The 13847-nt window shown below is 67.4% G+C and carries 13 protein-coding genes; 8 read left to right on the top strand and 5 right to left on the bottom strand.

Annotation, left to right across the window (positions count from 1 at the left end):
• Positions 1 to 18: 18 nt before the first annotated feature.
• A complete protein-coding gene (locus AC3WQR_RS12270; RefSeq protein WP_492742203.1) occupies positions 19 to 276 on the bottom strand; it encodes a TIGR04438 family Trp-rich protein in 258 nt (85 codons plus the stop codon).
• Between the two features lie 107 nt (positions 277 to 383).
• Here AC3WQR_RS12270 and AC3WQR_RS12265 point away from each other — a divergent pair, with 107 nt between their 5' ends.
• Complete coding sequence (locus tag AC3WQR_RS12265; RefSeq protein ID WP_095745089.1) at positions 384 to 689, top strand: c-type cytochrome; 306 nt, start codon at positions 384 to 386, stop codon at positions 687 to 689.
• Between the two features lie 36 nt (positions 690 to 725).
• Here the strand turns inward: AC3WQR_RS12265 and AC3WQR_RS12260 are convergent, their stop codons facing one another.
• Positions 726 to 1226, bottom strand: coding sequence for a hypothetical protein (locus tag AC3WQR_RS12260; protein WP_062482638.1), 501 nt, complete (start codon positions 1224 to 1226; stop codon positions 726 to 728).
• A gap of 201 nt (positions 1227 to 1427) precedes the next feature.
• Positions 1428 to 3425, bottom strand: coding sequence for an acetate--CoA ligase (acs, locus tag AC3WQR_RS12255; protein ID WP_159271966.1), 1998 nt, complete (start codon positions 3423 to 3425; stop codon positions 1428 to 1430).
• Positions 3426 to 3576: 151 nt separating this feature from the next.
• On the opposite strand from acs, the gene AC3WQR_RS12250 reads away from it, so the two are divergent.
• Entirely contained in the window at positions 3577 to 4212 is a 636-nt protein-coding gene (locus tag AC3WQR_RS12250) for a YqhA family protein (RefSeq protein ID WP_062475803.1), read from the top strand.
• A 7-nt stretch (positions 4213 to 4219) separates the two neighbouring features.
• Here AC3WQR_RS12250 and AC3WQR_RS12245 read toward each other — a convergent pair whose 3' ends face one another.
• On the bottom strand, positions 4220 to 5128 hold the full coding sequence (locus tag AC3WQR_RS12245; RefSeq protein WP_159277143.1) for a LysR family transcriptional regulator: 909 nt from the start codon (positions 5126 to 5128) through the stop codon (positions 4220 to 4222).
• 107 nt (positions 5129 to 5235) lie between these two features.
• Between AC3WQR_RS12245 and AC3WQR_RS12240 the strand changes: the two genes are divergently transcribed.
• The gene (locus AC3WQR_RS12240) at positions 5236 to 5853 is read left to right on the top strand and encodes an NAD(P)-dependent oxidoreductase (RefSeq protein WP_159271968.1); all 618 of its coding nucleotides are present in this window, start codon (positions 5236 to 5238) and stop codon (positions 5851 to 5853) included.
• A gap of 64 nt (positions 5854 to 5917) precedes the next feature.
• Here the strand turns inward: AC3WQR_RS12240 and fumC are convergent, their stop codons facing one another.
• The gene (gene fumC, locus AC3WQR_RS12235) at positions 5918 to 7315 is read right to left on the bottom strand and encodes a class II fumarate hydratase (protein ID WP_492742201.1); all 1398 of its coding nucleotides are present in this window, start codon (positions 7313 to 7315) and stop codon (positions 5918 to 5920) included.
• Positions 7316 to 7873: 558 nt separating this feature from the next.
• On the opposite strand from fumC, the gene proV reads away from it, so the two are divergent.
• The 5 genes from proV (at position 7874) to murI (ending at position 13832) form a co-directional block, all read left to right on the top strand.
• Positions 7874 to 9127 (top strand): glycine betaine/L-proline ABC transporter ATP-binding protein ProV, encoded by a 1254-nt coding sequence (proV, locus tag AC3WQR_RS12230; protein WP_492742200.1) that lies wholly within the window; start codon positions 7874 to 7876, stop codon positions 9125 to 9127.
• A gap of 21 nt (positions 9128 to 9148) precedes the next feature.
• A complete protein-coding gene (proW, locus tag AC3WQR_RS12225) occupies positions 9149 to 10333 on the top strand; it encodes a glycine betaine/L-proline ABC transporter permease ProW (protein ID WP_492742199.1) in 1185 nt (394 codons plus the stop codon).
• Positions 10334 to 10355: 22 nt separating this feature from the next.
• Entirely contained in the window at positions 10356 to 11366 is a 1011-nt protein-coding gene (proX, locus tag AC3WQR_RS12220) for a glycine betaine/L-proline ABC transporter substrate-binding protein ProX (protein WP_492742197.1), read from the top strand.
• Positions 11367 to 11469: 103 nt separating this feature from the next.
• Positions 11470 to 13023 carry a fumarate hydratase gene (locus AC3WQR_RS12215; protein ID WP_062475824.1) on the top strand — a complete coding sequence of 518 codons (1554 nt, stop codon included), beginning with the start codon at positions 11470 to 11472 and terminating at the stop codon, positions 13021 to 13023.
• On the top strand, positions 13020 to 13832 hold the full coding sequence (murI, locus tag AC3WQR_RS12210; protein WP_492742194.1) for a glutamate racemase: 813 nt from the start codon (positions 13020 to 13022) through the stop codon (positions 13830 to 13832). Before AC3WQR_RS12215 ends, murI begins: the two co-directional genes overlap by 4 nt.
• Positions 13833 to 13847 lie beyond the last annotated feature (15 nt).

Genomic DNA, 13847 nt, shown 5'->3' with positions numbered 1-13847 from the left:
GGTGACGGGGCCGTGAGTTCAGCGGCGCGGGCGCTGTTGCCCGTTGCTGGTGCGCAGGCCCATGTTGGTCTTCTGGCGGTCGATGCGCGCCTGCTTGCGTCGCTCTTCGCGCTCGATGACCTTGCGCTTGGTATAGCCCGACGAATCGGCCCAGGCCCACCAGGCCAGCGCCAGCGCGAACGGGCTCAGCACGACCCACCAGCTCCAGCCGGCGACCATGCCCACTTCGAAATATTTGAGGGCTACACCGAGCAGGCCCAAGAGCAGAAACCACATCGCGAATACCCTCCGAGTTGGTCGGTATCGCCGCCGGTGCGTGTGCACCGCGCTACCTACAATCGCGTTGGATCGAATGTAACTCAGCCCTTACGAAAACAGTCCCCATGAAAAGAACGATGTTGATGGCAGCCCTGGGCCTCGGCCTCGCGGCGCCCGCCTTTGCCGACCTGGCCCTTGCCACGTCGAAGAACTGCATGAGCTGCCACGCGGTCGAACGCAAGGTGCTCGGGCCGTCGTTCAAGGACATCGCGGCCAAGTACAAGGACGACAAGGGCGCAGCCAACTCGCTGGCCACCAAGATCATCAAGGGCGGCTCGGGCGTGTGGGGCCCGGTGCCGATGCCGGCCAACAACCAGGTCAGCGAAGCCGATGCGAAGAAGCTCGCGGCCTGGGTGTTGTCGACGAAGTAATCGGCAGGAAAACGAAGCGCGCAGCGGCGCGCCCGCTCAGATGCTCGGGTTGATGTCGCTGGGCACCGGACGGCGCTCGATGCGGTCCTCGAGCTGCCCGATGTGCGCCGCCACCGTGTTGTCGGTCTGGTCCGAACGCAGCTTGACCGCGCTTTCCAGCTGATCCATGCGCGCCAGCAGCGCCGTGTGCCGGTCGGCGTTGTGCGACATGTGCTGCTTCTCCTGTGCTTCCAGGAAGTTGCGCAGCTCGGTGAAGCGCGAGGCCTCGGCCTTGTCGGCAAGGTCGCGCTGGGTCTGCATTTCCTTCGTGTGGCGCTTGGTCTCCAGCAGCACCGAGCTGTGCAGGTACAGCACGTACACGAGGAAGAAGGCTGCGAGCACGGCCGTGAGCCCCAGCATGATCAGCCCCAGCGGCGCCGACACGCTCATGAAGCCCAGCCACACGTCGGTGGGTGCCGACAACGTGCCCCAGTTCAGCGCGGCAAGCCCCGCGATGAGCAGCACGATGACAAAAAGAAAAGCGGATCTCACGCCCATGTGGCGCCTCCTTGCAAACAACCGATCACGATGACAAAAGCCGCGCGCCTGTCGTGGCACGCGGTGACGACATCGGTTTTACCTCAGCAAGGAGGCCGCTTTGGTGCACATGGCCGCACAAACGGCCATGTCCTACACCTCTGTACAGCGCGTTCGTGACAACTGTTCCGGAATGGCCGGATTCGGCCAATCCCGGGGGGGTCAGTTCGTCTCGGACAGCTGGTCGAGGATCGCTGGGTTCTCCAGCGTCGAGGTGTCCTGCGTGATCGCCTCGCCCTTGGCGATGCTGCGCAGCAGGCGCCGCATGATCTTGCCGCTGCGCGTCTTGGGCAGGTTGTCGCCGAAGCGGATGTCCTTGGGCTTGGCGATGGGGCCGATTTCCTTGGCGACCCAGGCACGCAGCTCGTTGGCGATCTGCTTGGCCTCTTCGCCGGTCGGGCGCGCGCGCTTGAGCACGACGAAGGCGCACACGGCCTCGCCGGTCACGTCGTCGGGACGCCCCACCACCGCGGCTTCGGCCACGAGGTCGGTCTTGGACACCAGCGCCGATTCGATTTCCATCGTGCCCAGGCGGTGGCCCGACACGTTGAGCACGTCGTCGATGCGGCCCGTGATGCGGAAGTAGCCGCGGTCGGCGCTGCGCACCGCGCCGTCGCCGGCCAGGTAGATCGTGCCGCCCATCTCTTCGGGGAAGTAGCTCTTCTTGAAGCGCTCGGGGTCGTTCCAGATGGTGCGGATCATCGAGGGCCATGGCCGCTTGATGACCAGCATGCCGCCCGCGCCGTTGGGCAGGTCCTTGCCGGTCTCGTCGACGATGGCGGCCATGATGCCCGGCAGCGGCAAGGTGCACGAACCCGGCACCAGCGGCGTGGCGCCCGGCAGCGGCGTGATGACGTGGCCGCCGGTCTCGGTCTGCCAGAAGGTGTCGACGATCGGGCAGCGCTCGCCGCCGATATTGCGGTGGTACCACATCCACGCCTCGGGGTTGATCGGCTCGCCGACCGAGCCGAGGATGCGCAGGCTGGTCAGGTCCCAGTTCTTCGGGTGCACTTTTTCGTCGCCTTCGGCCGCCTTGATGAGCGAGCGGATCGCGGTGGGCGCGGTGTAGAAGATCGAGACCTTGTGCTTCTGGATCATTTCCCAGAAGCGGCCCGCGTGCGGGAAGGTCGGGATGCCTTCGAACACGACCTGCGTGGCGCCGGCCGCGAGCGGGCCGTAGGCGACGTAGGTGTGGCCGGTGATCCAGCCGATGTCGGCGGTGCACCAGAACAGGTCTTCGGGACGGATGTCGAAGGTCCAGTCCATCGTGAGCTTGGCCCACAGCAGGTAGCCGCCGGTGGCGTGCTGCACGCCCTTGGGCTTGCCGGTGGAGCCCGAGGTGTAGAGGATGAACAGCGGGTGCTCGGCATTGACCGGCACGGGCGCGCACTCGGTGCTCTGCCCTGCCAGCGCTTCGGTGAAGGTCTTGTCGCGGCCCTCGACGCGGTTCCACGCGGTGGGCGTGCGCTCGTACACGAGCACGGTCTTGAGCGTGTCGCAACCGCCCAGTGCGATGCCGTCGTCCACGATGGCCTTCAGCGGCAGTTCCTTGCCGCCGCGCAGCTGGTAGTTGGCGGTGATGACGGCCACGGCGCCCGCGTCGATGATGCGTTCCTGCAGCGCCTTGGCCGAGAAGCCGCCGAACACCACGCTGTGGGTGGCGCCGATGCGCGCGCAGGCCTGCATGGCGACCACGCCCTCGATGGTCATCGGCATGTAGATGATGACGCGGTCGCCCTTGCGGATGCCCTGCGCCTTGAGCGCGTTGGCGAACTGGCTCACACGGGCCAGCAGTTCCTTGTAGGTGACACGGGTGACGGCGCCGTCGTCGGCTTCGAAGACGATGGCGGTCTTGTTCTCGACGGGGGTGCCGATGTGCTTGTCCAGGCAGTTGGCGCTGGCGTTGAGCTCACCGTCGCCGAACCACTCGTAGAACGGCGCCTTCGATTCGTCCAGGGTGCGGGTGAAGGGCTTCGTCCACTGGAGGTTGTCCTTGGCCAGGCGGGTCCAGAAGCCTTCGAAGTCCTGTTCGGCTTCCTTGCACAGCGCCTCGTAGGCGGCCATGCCGGCAATGCGGGCGCCTTCGGTGGCGCGGGCGTCGGGCGGGAACACGCGGTTCTCGACCAGGACGGATTCAATGTTCTTCGATGCGCTGCTCATGCTCTTGTCTCCTGATTGAATGCGGCCGTAATGTCGGGGCACGCACTTACGGGCCACTGACGGGGTCGATGTTAGTTCGCAGGGTTATCACGAGTGCGTCACTGGGAGACCTCTAGAATCGCCCGACTTTTTACATCTGTCTTCTTACTTCATGTCCGCCCCCGATCCTTTCGACGCCCGGAACGCGCCCGTACCAGCACGCAGTTCCCCGCTGAAGCCACTGCCCCGGCTCATCTTCGCGAGCCGCTGGCTGCAGCTGCCGCTGTACCTGGGGCTGATCGTGGCGCAGGGCGTGTACGTGGTGCACTTCCTGGTCGAGCTGCTGCACCTGGTCGAAGCCGCCTTCGGCAACAAGGATGCGCTGCAGGCCCTGATCGCGAGCATCGGCTACAAGACCACCGCCCCGGTCGGCGCGCTCAACGAGACGGTGATCATGCTGGTGGTGCTGGCACTGATCGACGTGGTGATGATCTCCAACCTGCTGATCATGGTGATCGTGGGCGGCTACGAGACCTTCGTGAGTCGCATGGACCTCGAAGGCCACCAGGACCAGCCCGAGTGGCTGAGCCACGTGAACGCCTCGGTGCTCAAGGTGAAGCTGGCCACCGCCATCATCGGCATCAGCTCGATCCACCTGCTCAAGACCTTCATCAATGCGGACAACTACACCGACAAGGTGCTGATCGCGCAGACCGTGATCCACATCGCGTTCCTGTTCTCGGCCATGGCCATCGCGTACACCGACAAGCTGATGAACGAGGCGGCCGCCGCCAACGCCCACCACTGAGGGCCAGTTAAGCCGCATCCCAGGCCGGCACTTCGGTGAAGCGCTCGGCCAGGAAATCGAGCAAGGTGCGCAGCGCAGACGGCATGTGCTTGCGCGAGGCGTACACCGCGTACACCCCCAGCACCTGCGGCTCGTGATCGGGAAAGAGCGACACCAGCTCGCCCGATTGCAGCAACCCCGACGTCAGATAGGTGGGCAGCATCGCGATGCCCGCCCCGGCCCGCGCCAGCGCCATCAGGCTGGCCGCGTCGTTGGTCGAGAGGTTGCCGGCCACGGCCACCGAGACCGGCAGGCCGTCGGCCTTGCGCGTGAAGTTCCACAGGCTGCGGCCGAAATACGAATGCGTGAGGCAGTTGCGCTGCGCCAGCTCTTCCACGCGCTGCGGCTGGCCGTGCGCCTTCAGGTAATCGGGTGTCGCGCAGACCACCGAACGGCACACCGAGAGCCGGCGTGCGATGAGGTTCGGATCGATCTCGGACGACACGCGGATGGCGAGGTCGATGCGCTCGTCCACCAGGTTCACCGCGCGATCGAGCAGCACCAGGTCCACCGCCACGCCCGGATAACGCCGCACGTAGTCGGCCACCGCGCCGGCCAACTGCGCCTGCGCGAACGAGGTGCTGGCGGTGATGCGCAGCTGCCCGCTCGGCGCCTCGGCCGGATGGCGCACCGCGGCCTGCATGTCGCCCGCGAGTTCGAGCACCTGACGGCAGCGCGGCAGCAACTCTTCGCCAGCGGCCGTAAGGCTCAGGCGGCGCGTCGTGCGGTGCAGCAGGCGTGCGCCGGTCCATTGCTCCAGCTCGGCCACGTAGCGCGTGACCACCGGGCGCGACAGGTCGAGCTTGTCGGCCGCGGCCGAGAGGCTGCCCGCGTCCACCACGGTCACGAACACCCGCATTGCGTTCAATCGGTCCATTCGAACGATTTTAGGAATAAAGAAGCGCGGAATTCGAGGTATTTCTTTCGAAACCAGAAACCTAAGATGCGGTTCATCCCCTTCCCAACTTTTGACTGGAGTCCCTCATGAGCCACATCGCCATCCTCGGCGCCACCGGACGTGCCGGCGGTCGCCTTCTCGAAGAAGCGCTGCGCCGCGGCCACACCGTGACGGCCATCGCCCGCCATGCCAGCGCAAAGCTGGCCGGCCGTGCCAACGTCAAGACCGTCGATGCCGACGCGCTCGACGCCGCCGCCCTCGAAAAGGCCGTGGCCGGCCATGACGCCGTGTTCAGCGCGGCGCATTTCGCCACCGTGCCGCCCGCGGCCGTCATCGAGCCCGTGAAGCGCGCGGGCGTGAAGCGCCTGCTCGTGGTCGGCGGCGCCGGCAGCCTGTTCGCAGCGCCCGGCCTGAAGGTGATCGACACGCCGAACTTCCCCGATGCCTACCGCGCCGAAGCCACGGCCGGCGGCGTGTTCCTGGACGCGCTGCGCAACGAGAAGGACCTCGACTGGACCTTCCTCTCGCCCTCCGCCGAGTTCGTCGAAGGCGAGCGCACCGGCAAGTTCCGCCTCGGCAAGGACGAGCTGCTGGTGAGCGCCGAAGGCCGCAGCTGGATCACGTTCGAGGACTACGCGATCGCGTTCATCGACGAGCTCGAGAAGCCTGCGCACTCGCGCCAGCGCTACACGATCGGCTACTGATCGCTCGGCCGGCAACGAAAAAGGACCCTCGCGGGTCCTTTTTTCTTTGGGGCTGCGGAGCGGATCAGCGACCGGTCATGTTCTCCGGCACCACCCACTGGTCGAACTGCTCGGCCGTCAGGTGCCCCGACGCAATCGCCGCCTCGCGCAGGCTCGTGCCTTCCTTGTGCGCCTTCTTGGCGATGTAGGCCGACTTGTCGTAGCCGATGTGCGTGTTCAGCGCCGTCACCAGCATCAGCGAACGCTGCACCAGTTCCGTGATGCGTTCGCGGTTCGGCTCGATGCCCACGGCGCAGTGGTCGTTGAAGCTCACCATGCCGTCGGCCAGCAGGCGCACGCTCTGCAGGAAGTTGTGCGCCACCATTGGGCGGAACACGTTCAGCTCGAAGTTGCCCGAGGCGCCGCCGATGTTGATGGCCACGTCGTTGCCGAACACCTGCGCGGCCAGCATCGTGACGGCCTCGCTCTGGGTCGGGTTGACCTTGCCCGGCATGATCGACGAGCCCGGTTCGTTCTCGGGAATGCTCAGCTCGCCGATGCCGCTGCGCGGGCCGCTCGCGAGCCAGCGCACGTCGTTGGCGATCTTGTTCATGCTGGCGGCGAGCGTCTTGAGCGCGCCGTGGGCATGCACCAGCGCATCGACGCTGGCCATGGCTTCGAACTTGTTCGGCGCCGTGACGAACGGCAGGTTCGTGAGCTTCGCGAGTTCGGCCGCGACCTGCTCCGCGTAGCCCTTGGGCGCGTTGAGCCCGGTGCCGACGGCCGTGCCGCCCAGCGCCAGTTCGCACAGGTGCGGCAGCGCGGCGCGCACATGCACCTCGCCGTGCGCCAGCTGCGCCACGTAGCCCGAGAATTCCTGGCCCAGTGTGAGCGGCGTGGCGTCCTGCAGGTGGGTGCGGCCGATCTTCACGATGTCGGCGAAGTCTTCTGCCTTCTTCGCCAGCGTACCGCGCAGCTTGGCGATGGCGGGCAGCAGCTTGTGCGTGATGGCTTCCACGGCCGCCACGTGCATGGCGGTGGGGAACACGTCGTTGCTGGACTGGCTGCGGTTCACGTCGTCGTTCGGGTGCACCAGGCGCCCTTCCCCGCGCTCGCCGCCGAGCAGTTCGCTGGCGCGGTTGGCCAGCACCTCGTTGACGTTCATGTTGCTCTGCGTGCCCGAGCCGGTCTGCCAGACCACGAGCGGGAACTCGCCCGGGTGCTTGCCGGCAATGACCTCGTCGGCCGCGGCCACGATGGCGTTCGTCTTCTTCTCGTCCTGCAGGCCCAGCGCGTGGTTGACCACGGCCGACGCGCGCTTGACCTGGGCCAGCGCCTTGATGATCTCGCGCGGCTGCTGCTCGCCGGAGATGTCGAAGTTCTGCAGCGAGCGCTGCGTCTGCGCGCCCCACAGCTTGTCGGCCGGCACGTCGATCGGGCCGAAGGTGTCGCGCTCGGCACGGGTCTTGGGAGAAGTCGTCATGAGAAAAATGGCTCCACAGTCTTGGATGATTGCGCCCGCTCACCGGGCGCGGTGCCGAGTATGGTCTCAATAAGAATGGCTCGCATCTGACGAGGCCTTTCGCCCGGGTCCCACAGACACGATACGCCCGTGGGTTGACTCGCGTCATGCCAAAAAGTTATAATTAGCGGCTTCCGACGACCAACAAGTCATGTTGGTCACCCTTGCACTACTCGCGGATCTGCGAATCCCGTCGCGGTGCAAGGCCCTTCACGCCGGGCCCAGCCCGGCAAACCGGCCGGATCTTTTTTCCGGCCCCATTGCCACGTCACGCTCATCCAGGCGGCGCCCCTCGACCAGGCCCGTTGTCTGCGAATGAAGCATCCGGCGGGCACTGGCTTCGTCGCCAAGTCGTCTTCAGTGCCTGTCGGCAGCCCTCGGGGCTCGCCGGGCCATTGCATGCGCATGCGCAATCTTCATGCGCGCTGTCGGGCAGCTCCCTCATCGGGCTGATGGCGTGGCCGTTGCCGCCCTTCGGGGCGGTGCTGTGTCCACCCTTCACTCAAGGAGCCCCGGCATATGGCCAAAGGAATTCTCATCGACCATGTCTTCAAGGTGTTCGGCGACTCGCCCGAACAAGCCCTCGAGCTGGTCCGCCAAGGTTTTTCCAAGAAGGACATCCTGGCGCAAACCGGCCAGTCGATCGGCGTGTTCGATGCCACCTTCGAGATCCAGGCCGGCGAGATCTTCGTGATCATGGGCCTGTCGGGCTCGGGCAAGTCGACGCTGGTGCGCCTGTTGAACCGGCTCATCGAGCCGACCGCCGGGCGCATCGTGATCGACGGCGCCGACATCAACGAGCACTCCGACAGCAAGCTGCGCGCGCTGCGCCGCAAGGACATCAGCATGGTGTTCCAGTCGTTCGCGCTGATGCCGCACATGACGGTGCGCGAGAACACCGCCTTCGGCCTGGAGCTGTCGGGCACGCGCAAGAAAGACCGCCTCGCGCAGGCCGACCTCGCGCTGGCGCAGGTGGGCCTTTCGGGCTGGGGCGACAGCTACCCCGACGAGCTCTCGGGCGGCATGCAGCAGCGCGTGGGCCTGGCGCGCGCGCTGGCGTCCGACCCGTCGATCCTGCTGATGGACGAGGCCTTCTCGGCGCTCGACCCGATCATCCGCACCGAGATGCAATCGGAGCTGCTGCGGCTGCAGCAGGTGCAGCGCCGCACCATCGTCTTCATCTCGCACGACCTGGACGAAGCCATGCGCATCGGCGACCGCATCGCGATCATGAAGGACGGCCATGTGATCCAGGTCGGCACGCCCGACGAGATCCTGCGCACGCCGGCCGACGACTACGTGCGCAGCTTCGTGCGCGGCGTGGACGCGGCGGCGGTGTTCAAGGCGGCCGACATCGCGCGCAAGTCGCTCACCGTGGTGTGCGAGCACCCCGAGCGCGGCGCGCGCGCGGCGCTCAAGCTGCTGGAAGACCAGGACCGCGACTTCGCCTACGTGACCAGCCCGACCAAGCGCTTCCTGGGCGTGGTCTCGGCCGACACGCTGCGTGGTGCGCTCGACGGGCATTCGGGCCCGCTCGGCTTGCAGCACGCCTTCCTCGAGGACCTGCCGCGCATCGACGCCGAAGCCCCCGTGGCCGGCCTGATCGGCCAGCTCGCGCAGGCGCCGTGCGCACTGCCGGTCGTGGCCGGTGACGGCCGTTTCTGCGGCGCGATCAGCAAGACGACGCTGCTGCGCTTCCTCGACCGCGACACGCCGCCGATCGAACCCGTCTCGCCGCACGCCGCGCCCGCACTCGCCGCCGAGCCGCACTGAATTCACGAAGGACCTTGAACGATGAACGACACCACATTGCCTTCCGACCTGAACGCGCACCTGCTGGACACCCCCGTCCTAGACACGCCCGCCGCGCCCCCTGCGGCCCTCGATCCGTGGGAAGCCATCTCGGCCGCGCCTGACACCTCGGCCGCCAGCGCCTGGCTCGACGCCCCGGCGAACACCGCGCACGCCCTTGCCGGCCAAGCCGACACCGCCACCAACGGCTTCGCGCTGCACCGCCTGTGGGACGGCTCGCTGCCCGTCGAGGCCTGGATCAACCAGGGCCTGGGCTGGGTGGTGGAGCACTTCCGCCCCTTCTTCCAGACCGTGCGCCTGCCCATCGACAGCACGCTCAACTCGGTGCAGGGCCTGCTCACCGCCCTGCCCGCGCTGCCGATGATCGCGCTCATCGGCCTGCTCGCCTGGCAGTTCGCCGGCCGCGCGCTGGCCATCGGCACCGTCGTGTCGCTGATGCTGGTGACCGTGTTGGGCATCTGGCCCGAAGCCATGGTCACGCTGTCGCTGGTGCTGACCTCGCTGGTGTTCTGCATGGTCATCGGCCTGCCGCTGGGCGTGCTGCTGGCCAGCAGCGACCGGGCCCAGCGCGTGATGCGCCCGGTGCTCGACGCCATGCAGACCACGCCGGCCTTCGTGTACCTCGTGCCGGTGGTGATGCTGTTCGGCATCGGCAACGTGCCGGGCGTGATCGTGACCATCGTCTTCGCGCTCGCCCCGCTGGTGCGCCTGACCAACCTCGGCCTGCGCCAGGTGCGCCCCGACCTCATCGAGGCCGCGCGCGCCTACGGCGCCTCGCCCTGGCAGATGCTCGTGAAGGTGAAGCTGCCGCTGGCCATGCCCTCGATCATGGCGGGCATCAACCAGGCGCTGATGCTGTCGCTGTCGATGGTGGTGATCGCCTCGATGATCGCCGTGGGCGGCCTGGGCCAGATGGTGCTGCGCGGCATCGGCCGGCTCGACATGGGCCTGGCCACCGTCGGCGGCCTGGGCATCGTGCTGCTGGCGATCACGCTGGACCGCCTGACGCAGGCCATGGGCAAGTCGCGCCGCAGCGCCGGCCACCGCTGGTGGTACACGGGACCGGCCGGCCTCGCGCTGCGCACGCTGCAGCGCCTTGTCGGCACGCCCTCGCGCGGCTCGCACGCCGATGACGCCGTGCCCGCCCTTTCCACGCAAGCGCACTGACCGCCCCGGAGGACAACCACGCATGAAGACCACCCGCCTCTTCCTTGCCCGCGGCCTCCTGGCGCTGGGCCTTATCGCCTTCGGTGCGACCGCGCAGGCCGCCAACGACCTGCCCGGCCAGGGCGTCACCGTACAGCCGCTGAAAAGCTCGCTCGCCGAGGAAGCCTTCCAGACGCTGCTGGTGATGCGCGCGCTCGAGAAGCTCGGCTACAAGGTCGAGCCCATGAAGGACCTCGAGCCCGCCACCGAGCACCTGGCCATTGCCAATGGCGACGCCACCTTCATGGCCAACCACTGGAGCCTGCTGCACGCCGACTTCTACAAGAACAGCGGCGGCGACGCCAAGCTGTGGCGCCAGGGCACGTACTCCGACGGCGCGGTGCAGGGCTACCTGATCGACCGCAAGACCGCCGAGCAGTACAACATCACCAACCTCGCGCAGCTGAAGGACCCGGCGATTGCGAAGCTGTTCGATGCCGACGGCGACGGCAAGGCCGACCTCACCGGCTGCAACCCCGGCTGGGGCTGCGAGCTGGCCATCGAGAACCACCTGAACACCTACCAGCTGCGCGACAGCGTGACCCACAAACAGGGCAGCTACGCCGCGCTCATGGCCGACACCATCGCGCGCTTCAAGCAGGACAAGCCGATCCTCTACTACACGTGGACGCCCTACTGGGTCAGCGCCGTGCTGCGCCCGGGCGCCGACGTGGTCTGGCTGCAGGTGCCGTTCTCGCCGCCGCAGGCCGGCGCGCAGGTCGACACCCGGCTTCCCAACGGCCGCAACTACGGCTTCCTGGCCAACGAGCAGCGCATCGTCGCCAACCGGGCCTTCATCGAGAAGAACCCCGCCGCCGGCCGCCTGTTCGAGGTGATGAAGCTGCCGATCAGCGACATCAACGCGCAGAACCTGCGCATGAGCGAAGGCGCGAACAGCATGCAGGACGTGACGCGGCACACCGACGGGTGGATTCGGGTGCACCAGGCGACGTTCGATGGGTGGATTGCGCAGGCGCGCGCGGCGGCCCGGTAACACGGCCTCACCCCCGCGCCGGCGCCCTTTCGCCCGGCGCCGGCCTGCGGTATTGGTGGCTGAGATAATCGAGGGCGTTCCCCCTCCAAGAAGACTCCCCACCATGACGACCACGATCCAGCAGGCCGACCTGATCGAATCGATCAGCGCCGCGCTCCAGTACATCAGCTACTACCACCCCGCGGACTACATTGCCCATTTGGCCAAGGCCTACGAGCGCGAGCAGAGCCCCGCCGCCAAGGACGCCATTGCGCAGATCCTGACCAACAGCAAGATGAGCGCCACGGGCCACCGCCCGATCTGCCAGGACACCGGCATCGTCAACGTGTTCCTCAAGGTGGGCATGGACGTGCGCTGGGGCGGCTTCACCGGTTCGCTGGACGACGCCATCAACGAAGGCGTGCGCCGCGGCTACAACCACCCCGACAACACGCTGCGCGCCTCGGTCGTGGGCGACCCGCAGTTCGATCGCAAGAACACCAAGGACAACACGCCCGCGGTGATCTTCACCGAGATCGTGCCCGGCAACACCGTCGAGGTGACGGTGGCCGCCAAGGGCGGCGGCAGCGAGAACAAGAGCAAGCTGGTCATGCTGAACCCCGGCGACAGCGTGGTCGACTGGGTGCTCAAGACCGTGCCGACCATGGGCGCCGGCTGGTGCCCGCCGGGCATGCTGGGCATCGGCATCGGCGGCACGGCCGAGAAGGCCGCGCTGATGGCCAAGGAAAGCCTGATGGACGACCTGGACATGCACGAGCTGCAGGCCAAGGCCGCCTCGGGCGCCGAACTCAGCAAGGTCGAGGCGCTGCGCCTGGAGCTGTTCGAGAAGGTCAATGCCCTGGGCATCGGCGCGCAGGGCCTGGGCGGCCTGGCCACCGTGCTCGACGTCAAGATCCAGATGTACCCCACGCACGCGGCCAGCAAGCCCGTGGCGATGATCCCCAACTGCGCGGCCACGCGCCACGCGCACTTCGTGATGGACGGCAGTGGCCCGGTCTACCTCGATCCGCCGTCGCTCGACCTGTGGCCCGATGTGAACTGGGCACCCGACGAAAAGAAGAGCAAGCGCGTCAACCTCGACCAGCTCACGCCCGCCGAAGTGGCGAGCTGGAAGCCCGGCGACACGCTGCTGCTGAACGGCAAGATGCTCACCGGCCGCGACGCCGCGCACAAGCGCATCCAGGGCATGCTGGCCAAGGGCGAGAAGCTGCCGGTCGACTTCAAGAACCGCGTCATCTACTACGTCGGCCCGGTCGATCCGGTCGGCAACGAAGCCGTGGGCCCCGCCGGCCCGACCACCGCCACGCGCATGGACGGCTTCACCGAGATGATGCTGGCCGAAACCGGCCTGATCGCCATGATCGGCAAGGCCGAGCGCGGCCCGGTCGCCATCGAGGCGATCAAGAAGCACAAGAGCGCCTACCTCATGGCCGTGGGCGGCGCCGCCTACCTCGTGAGCAAGGCCATCAAGACCGCCAAGGTGGTGGGCTTCGAAGACCTGGGCATGGAAGCCATCTACGAATTCGACGTGGTCGACATGCCCGTGACGGTGGCGGTCGATGCCGGCGGCACCAGCGCGCACATCACCGGCCCGGCCGAGTGGCAAAAGCGCATCGCCAGCGGCGAGTTCAAGACCATTCCGCTGGAAGTCGCTTGAACCCGGTCGGCGTGTTCGACAGCGGCGTCGGGGGGCTGAGCACGCTCGCCGCGCTGCAGGCCGAGCTGCCGACGGAACGCTTCGTCTACTTCGCCGACACCGCGAACGCGCCGTATGGCGAGCGCGGCGACGCCTACGTCATCGCGCACTCGCGCCAGGTGGTCGAACACCTGCTGCGCGCGCACGACATCAAGGCGCTGGTGGTGGCCTGCAACACGGCCACCACGGCGGCGATCCACGTGCTGCGCGCCGAATTTCCCTCGCTGCCCATCGTGGGCCTGGAGCCGGCGCTCAAGCCCGCCGTGGCGACGAGCCGCACGGGCCACATCGCGGTGCTGGCCACGCGCGGCACGCTGGCCAGCGCCCGGTATGCAGCGCTGCGCGATTCCTTCGCAGGCGCGACGACCGTGCGGCCCGTGCCGTGCGACGGCCTCGTGAAGGCCATCGAAGGCTTTGACAGCGCCACCATCGCCGCGCTGTGCGAGCGCTACATGGCGCAAGCAGGCCCCTTCGGCGACGGGCCAGGCGAGGTCGACACCGTGGTGCTCGGTTGCACGCACTATCCGCTCGTGAAAGACGAACTGCAGCGCCACGCACCGCCGACGCTGCGCTTCATCGACACCGGCGCACCGGTCGCGCAGCAGACGCGCCGCGTGCTGACATCGCTCGGCCGGCTGGCCGACGACGGCAGCGAAGGCGGGTTGGTGCTCGAGAGCAGCGGCGACATGACGGTGCTCGAAGCCGCCGCGGCGCGCTGGTTGCCCGCGCGCGTGCAAGGCGCTTCGGTGCCGGCGGCGAACGCAGCCTGACATCCACTCACCAGC

It is taken from the genome of Variovorax sp. FW305-3-2-15-B-LB1 (genome assembly GCF_058787635.1).
This window is presented reverse-complemented; position numbering and strand designations above follow the sequence as displayed.

Excerpts from the sequence above, each read along its gene's own strand:
- AC3WQR_RS12250 (WP_062475803.1), top strand. The coding sequence starts at position 3,577 with ATGTCCGCCCCCGATCCTTTCGACGCCCGGAACGCGCCCGTACCAGCA.
- proV (WP_492742200.1), top strand. The coding sequence starts at position 7,874 with ATGGCCAAAGGAATTCTCATCGACCATGTCTTCAAGGTGTTCGGCGAC.
- AC3WQR_RS12240 (WP_159271968.1), top strand. The coding sequence starts at position 5,236 with ATGAGCCACATCGCCATCCTCGGCGCCACCGGACGTGCCGGCGGTCGC.
- fumC (WP_492742201.1), bottom strand. The coding sequence starts at position 7,315 with ATGACGACTTCTCCCAAGACCCGTGCCGAGCGCGACACCTTCGGCCCG.
- proX (WP_492742197.1), top strand. The coding sequence starts at position 10,356 with ATGAAGACCACCCGCCTCTTCCTTGCCCGCGGCCTCCTGGCGCTGGGC.
- AC3WQR_RS12245 (WP_159277143.1), bottom strand. The coding sequence starts at position 5,128 with ATGGACCGATTGAACGCAATGCGGGTGTTCGTGACCGTGGTGGACGCG.
- acs (WP_159271966.1), bottom strand. The coding sequence starts at position 3,425 with ATGAGCAGCGCATCGAAGAACATTGAATCCGTCCTGGTCGAGAACCGC.
- AC3WQR_RS12215 (WP_062475824.1), top strand. The coding sequence starts at position 11,470 with ATGACGACCACGATCCAGCAGGCCGACCTGATCGAATCGATCAGCGCC.
- AC3WQR_RS12270 (WP_492742203.1), bottom strand. The coding sequence starts at position 276 with ATGTGGTTTCTGCTCTTGGGCCTGCTCGGTGTAGCCCTCAAATATTTC.
- AC3WQR_RS12260 (WP_062482638.1), bottom strand. The coding sequence starts at position 1,226 with ATGGGCGTGAGATCCGCTTTTCTTTTTGTCATCGTGCTGCTCATCGCG.
- proW (WP_492742199.1), top strand. The coding sequence starts at position 9,149 with ATGAACGACACCACATTGCCTTCCGACCTGAACGCGCACCTGCTGGAC.
- AC3WQR_RS12265 (WP_095745089.1), top strand. The coding sequence starts at position 384 with ATGAAAAGAACGATGTTGATGGCAGCCCTGGGCCTCGGCCTCGCGGCG.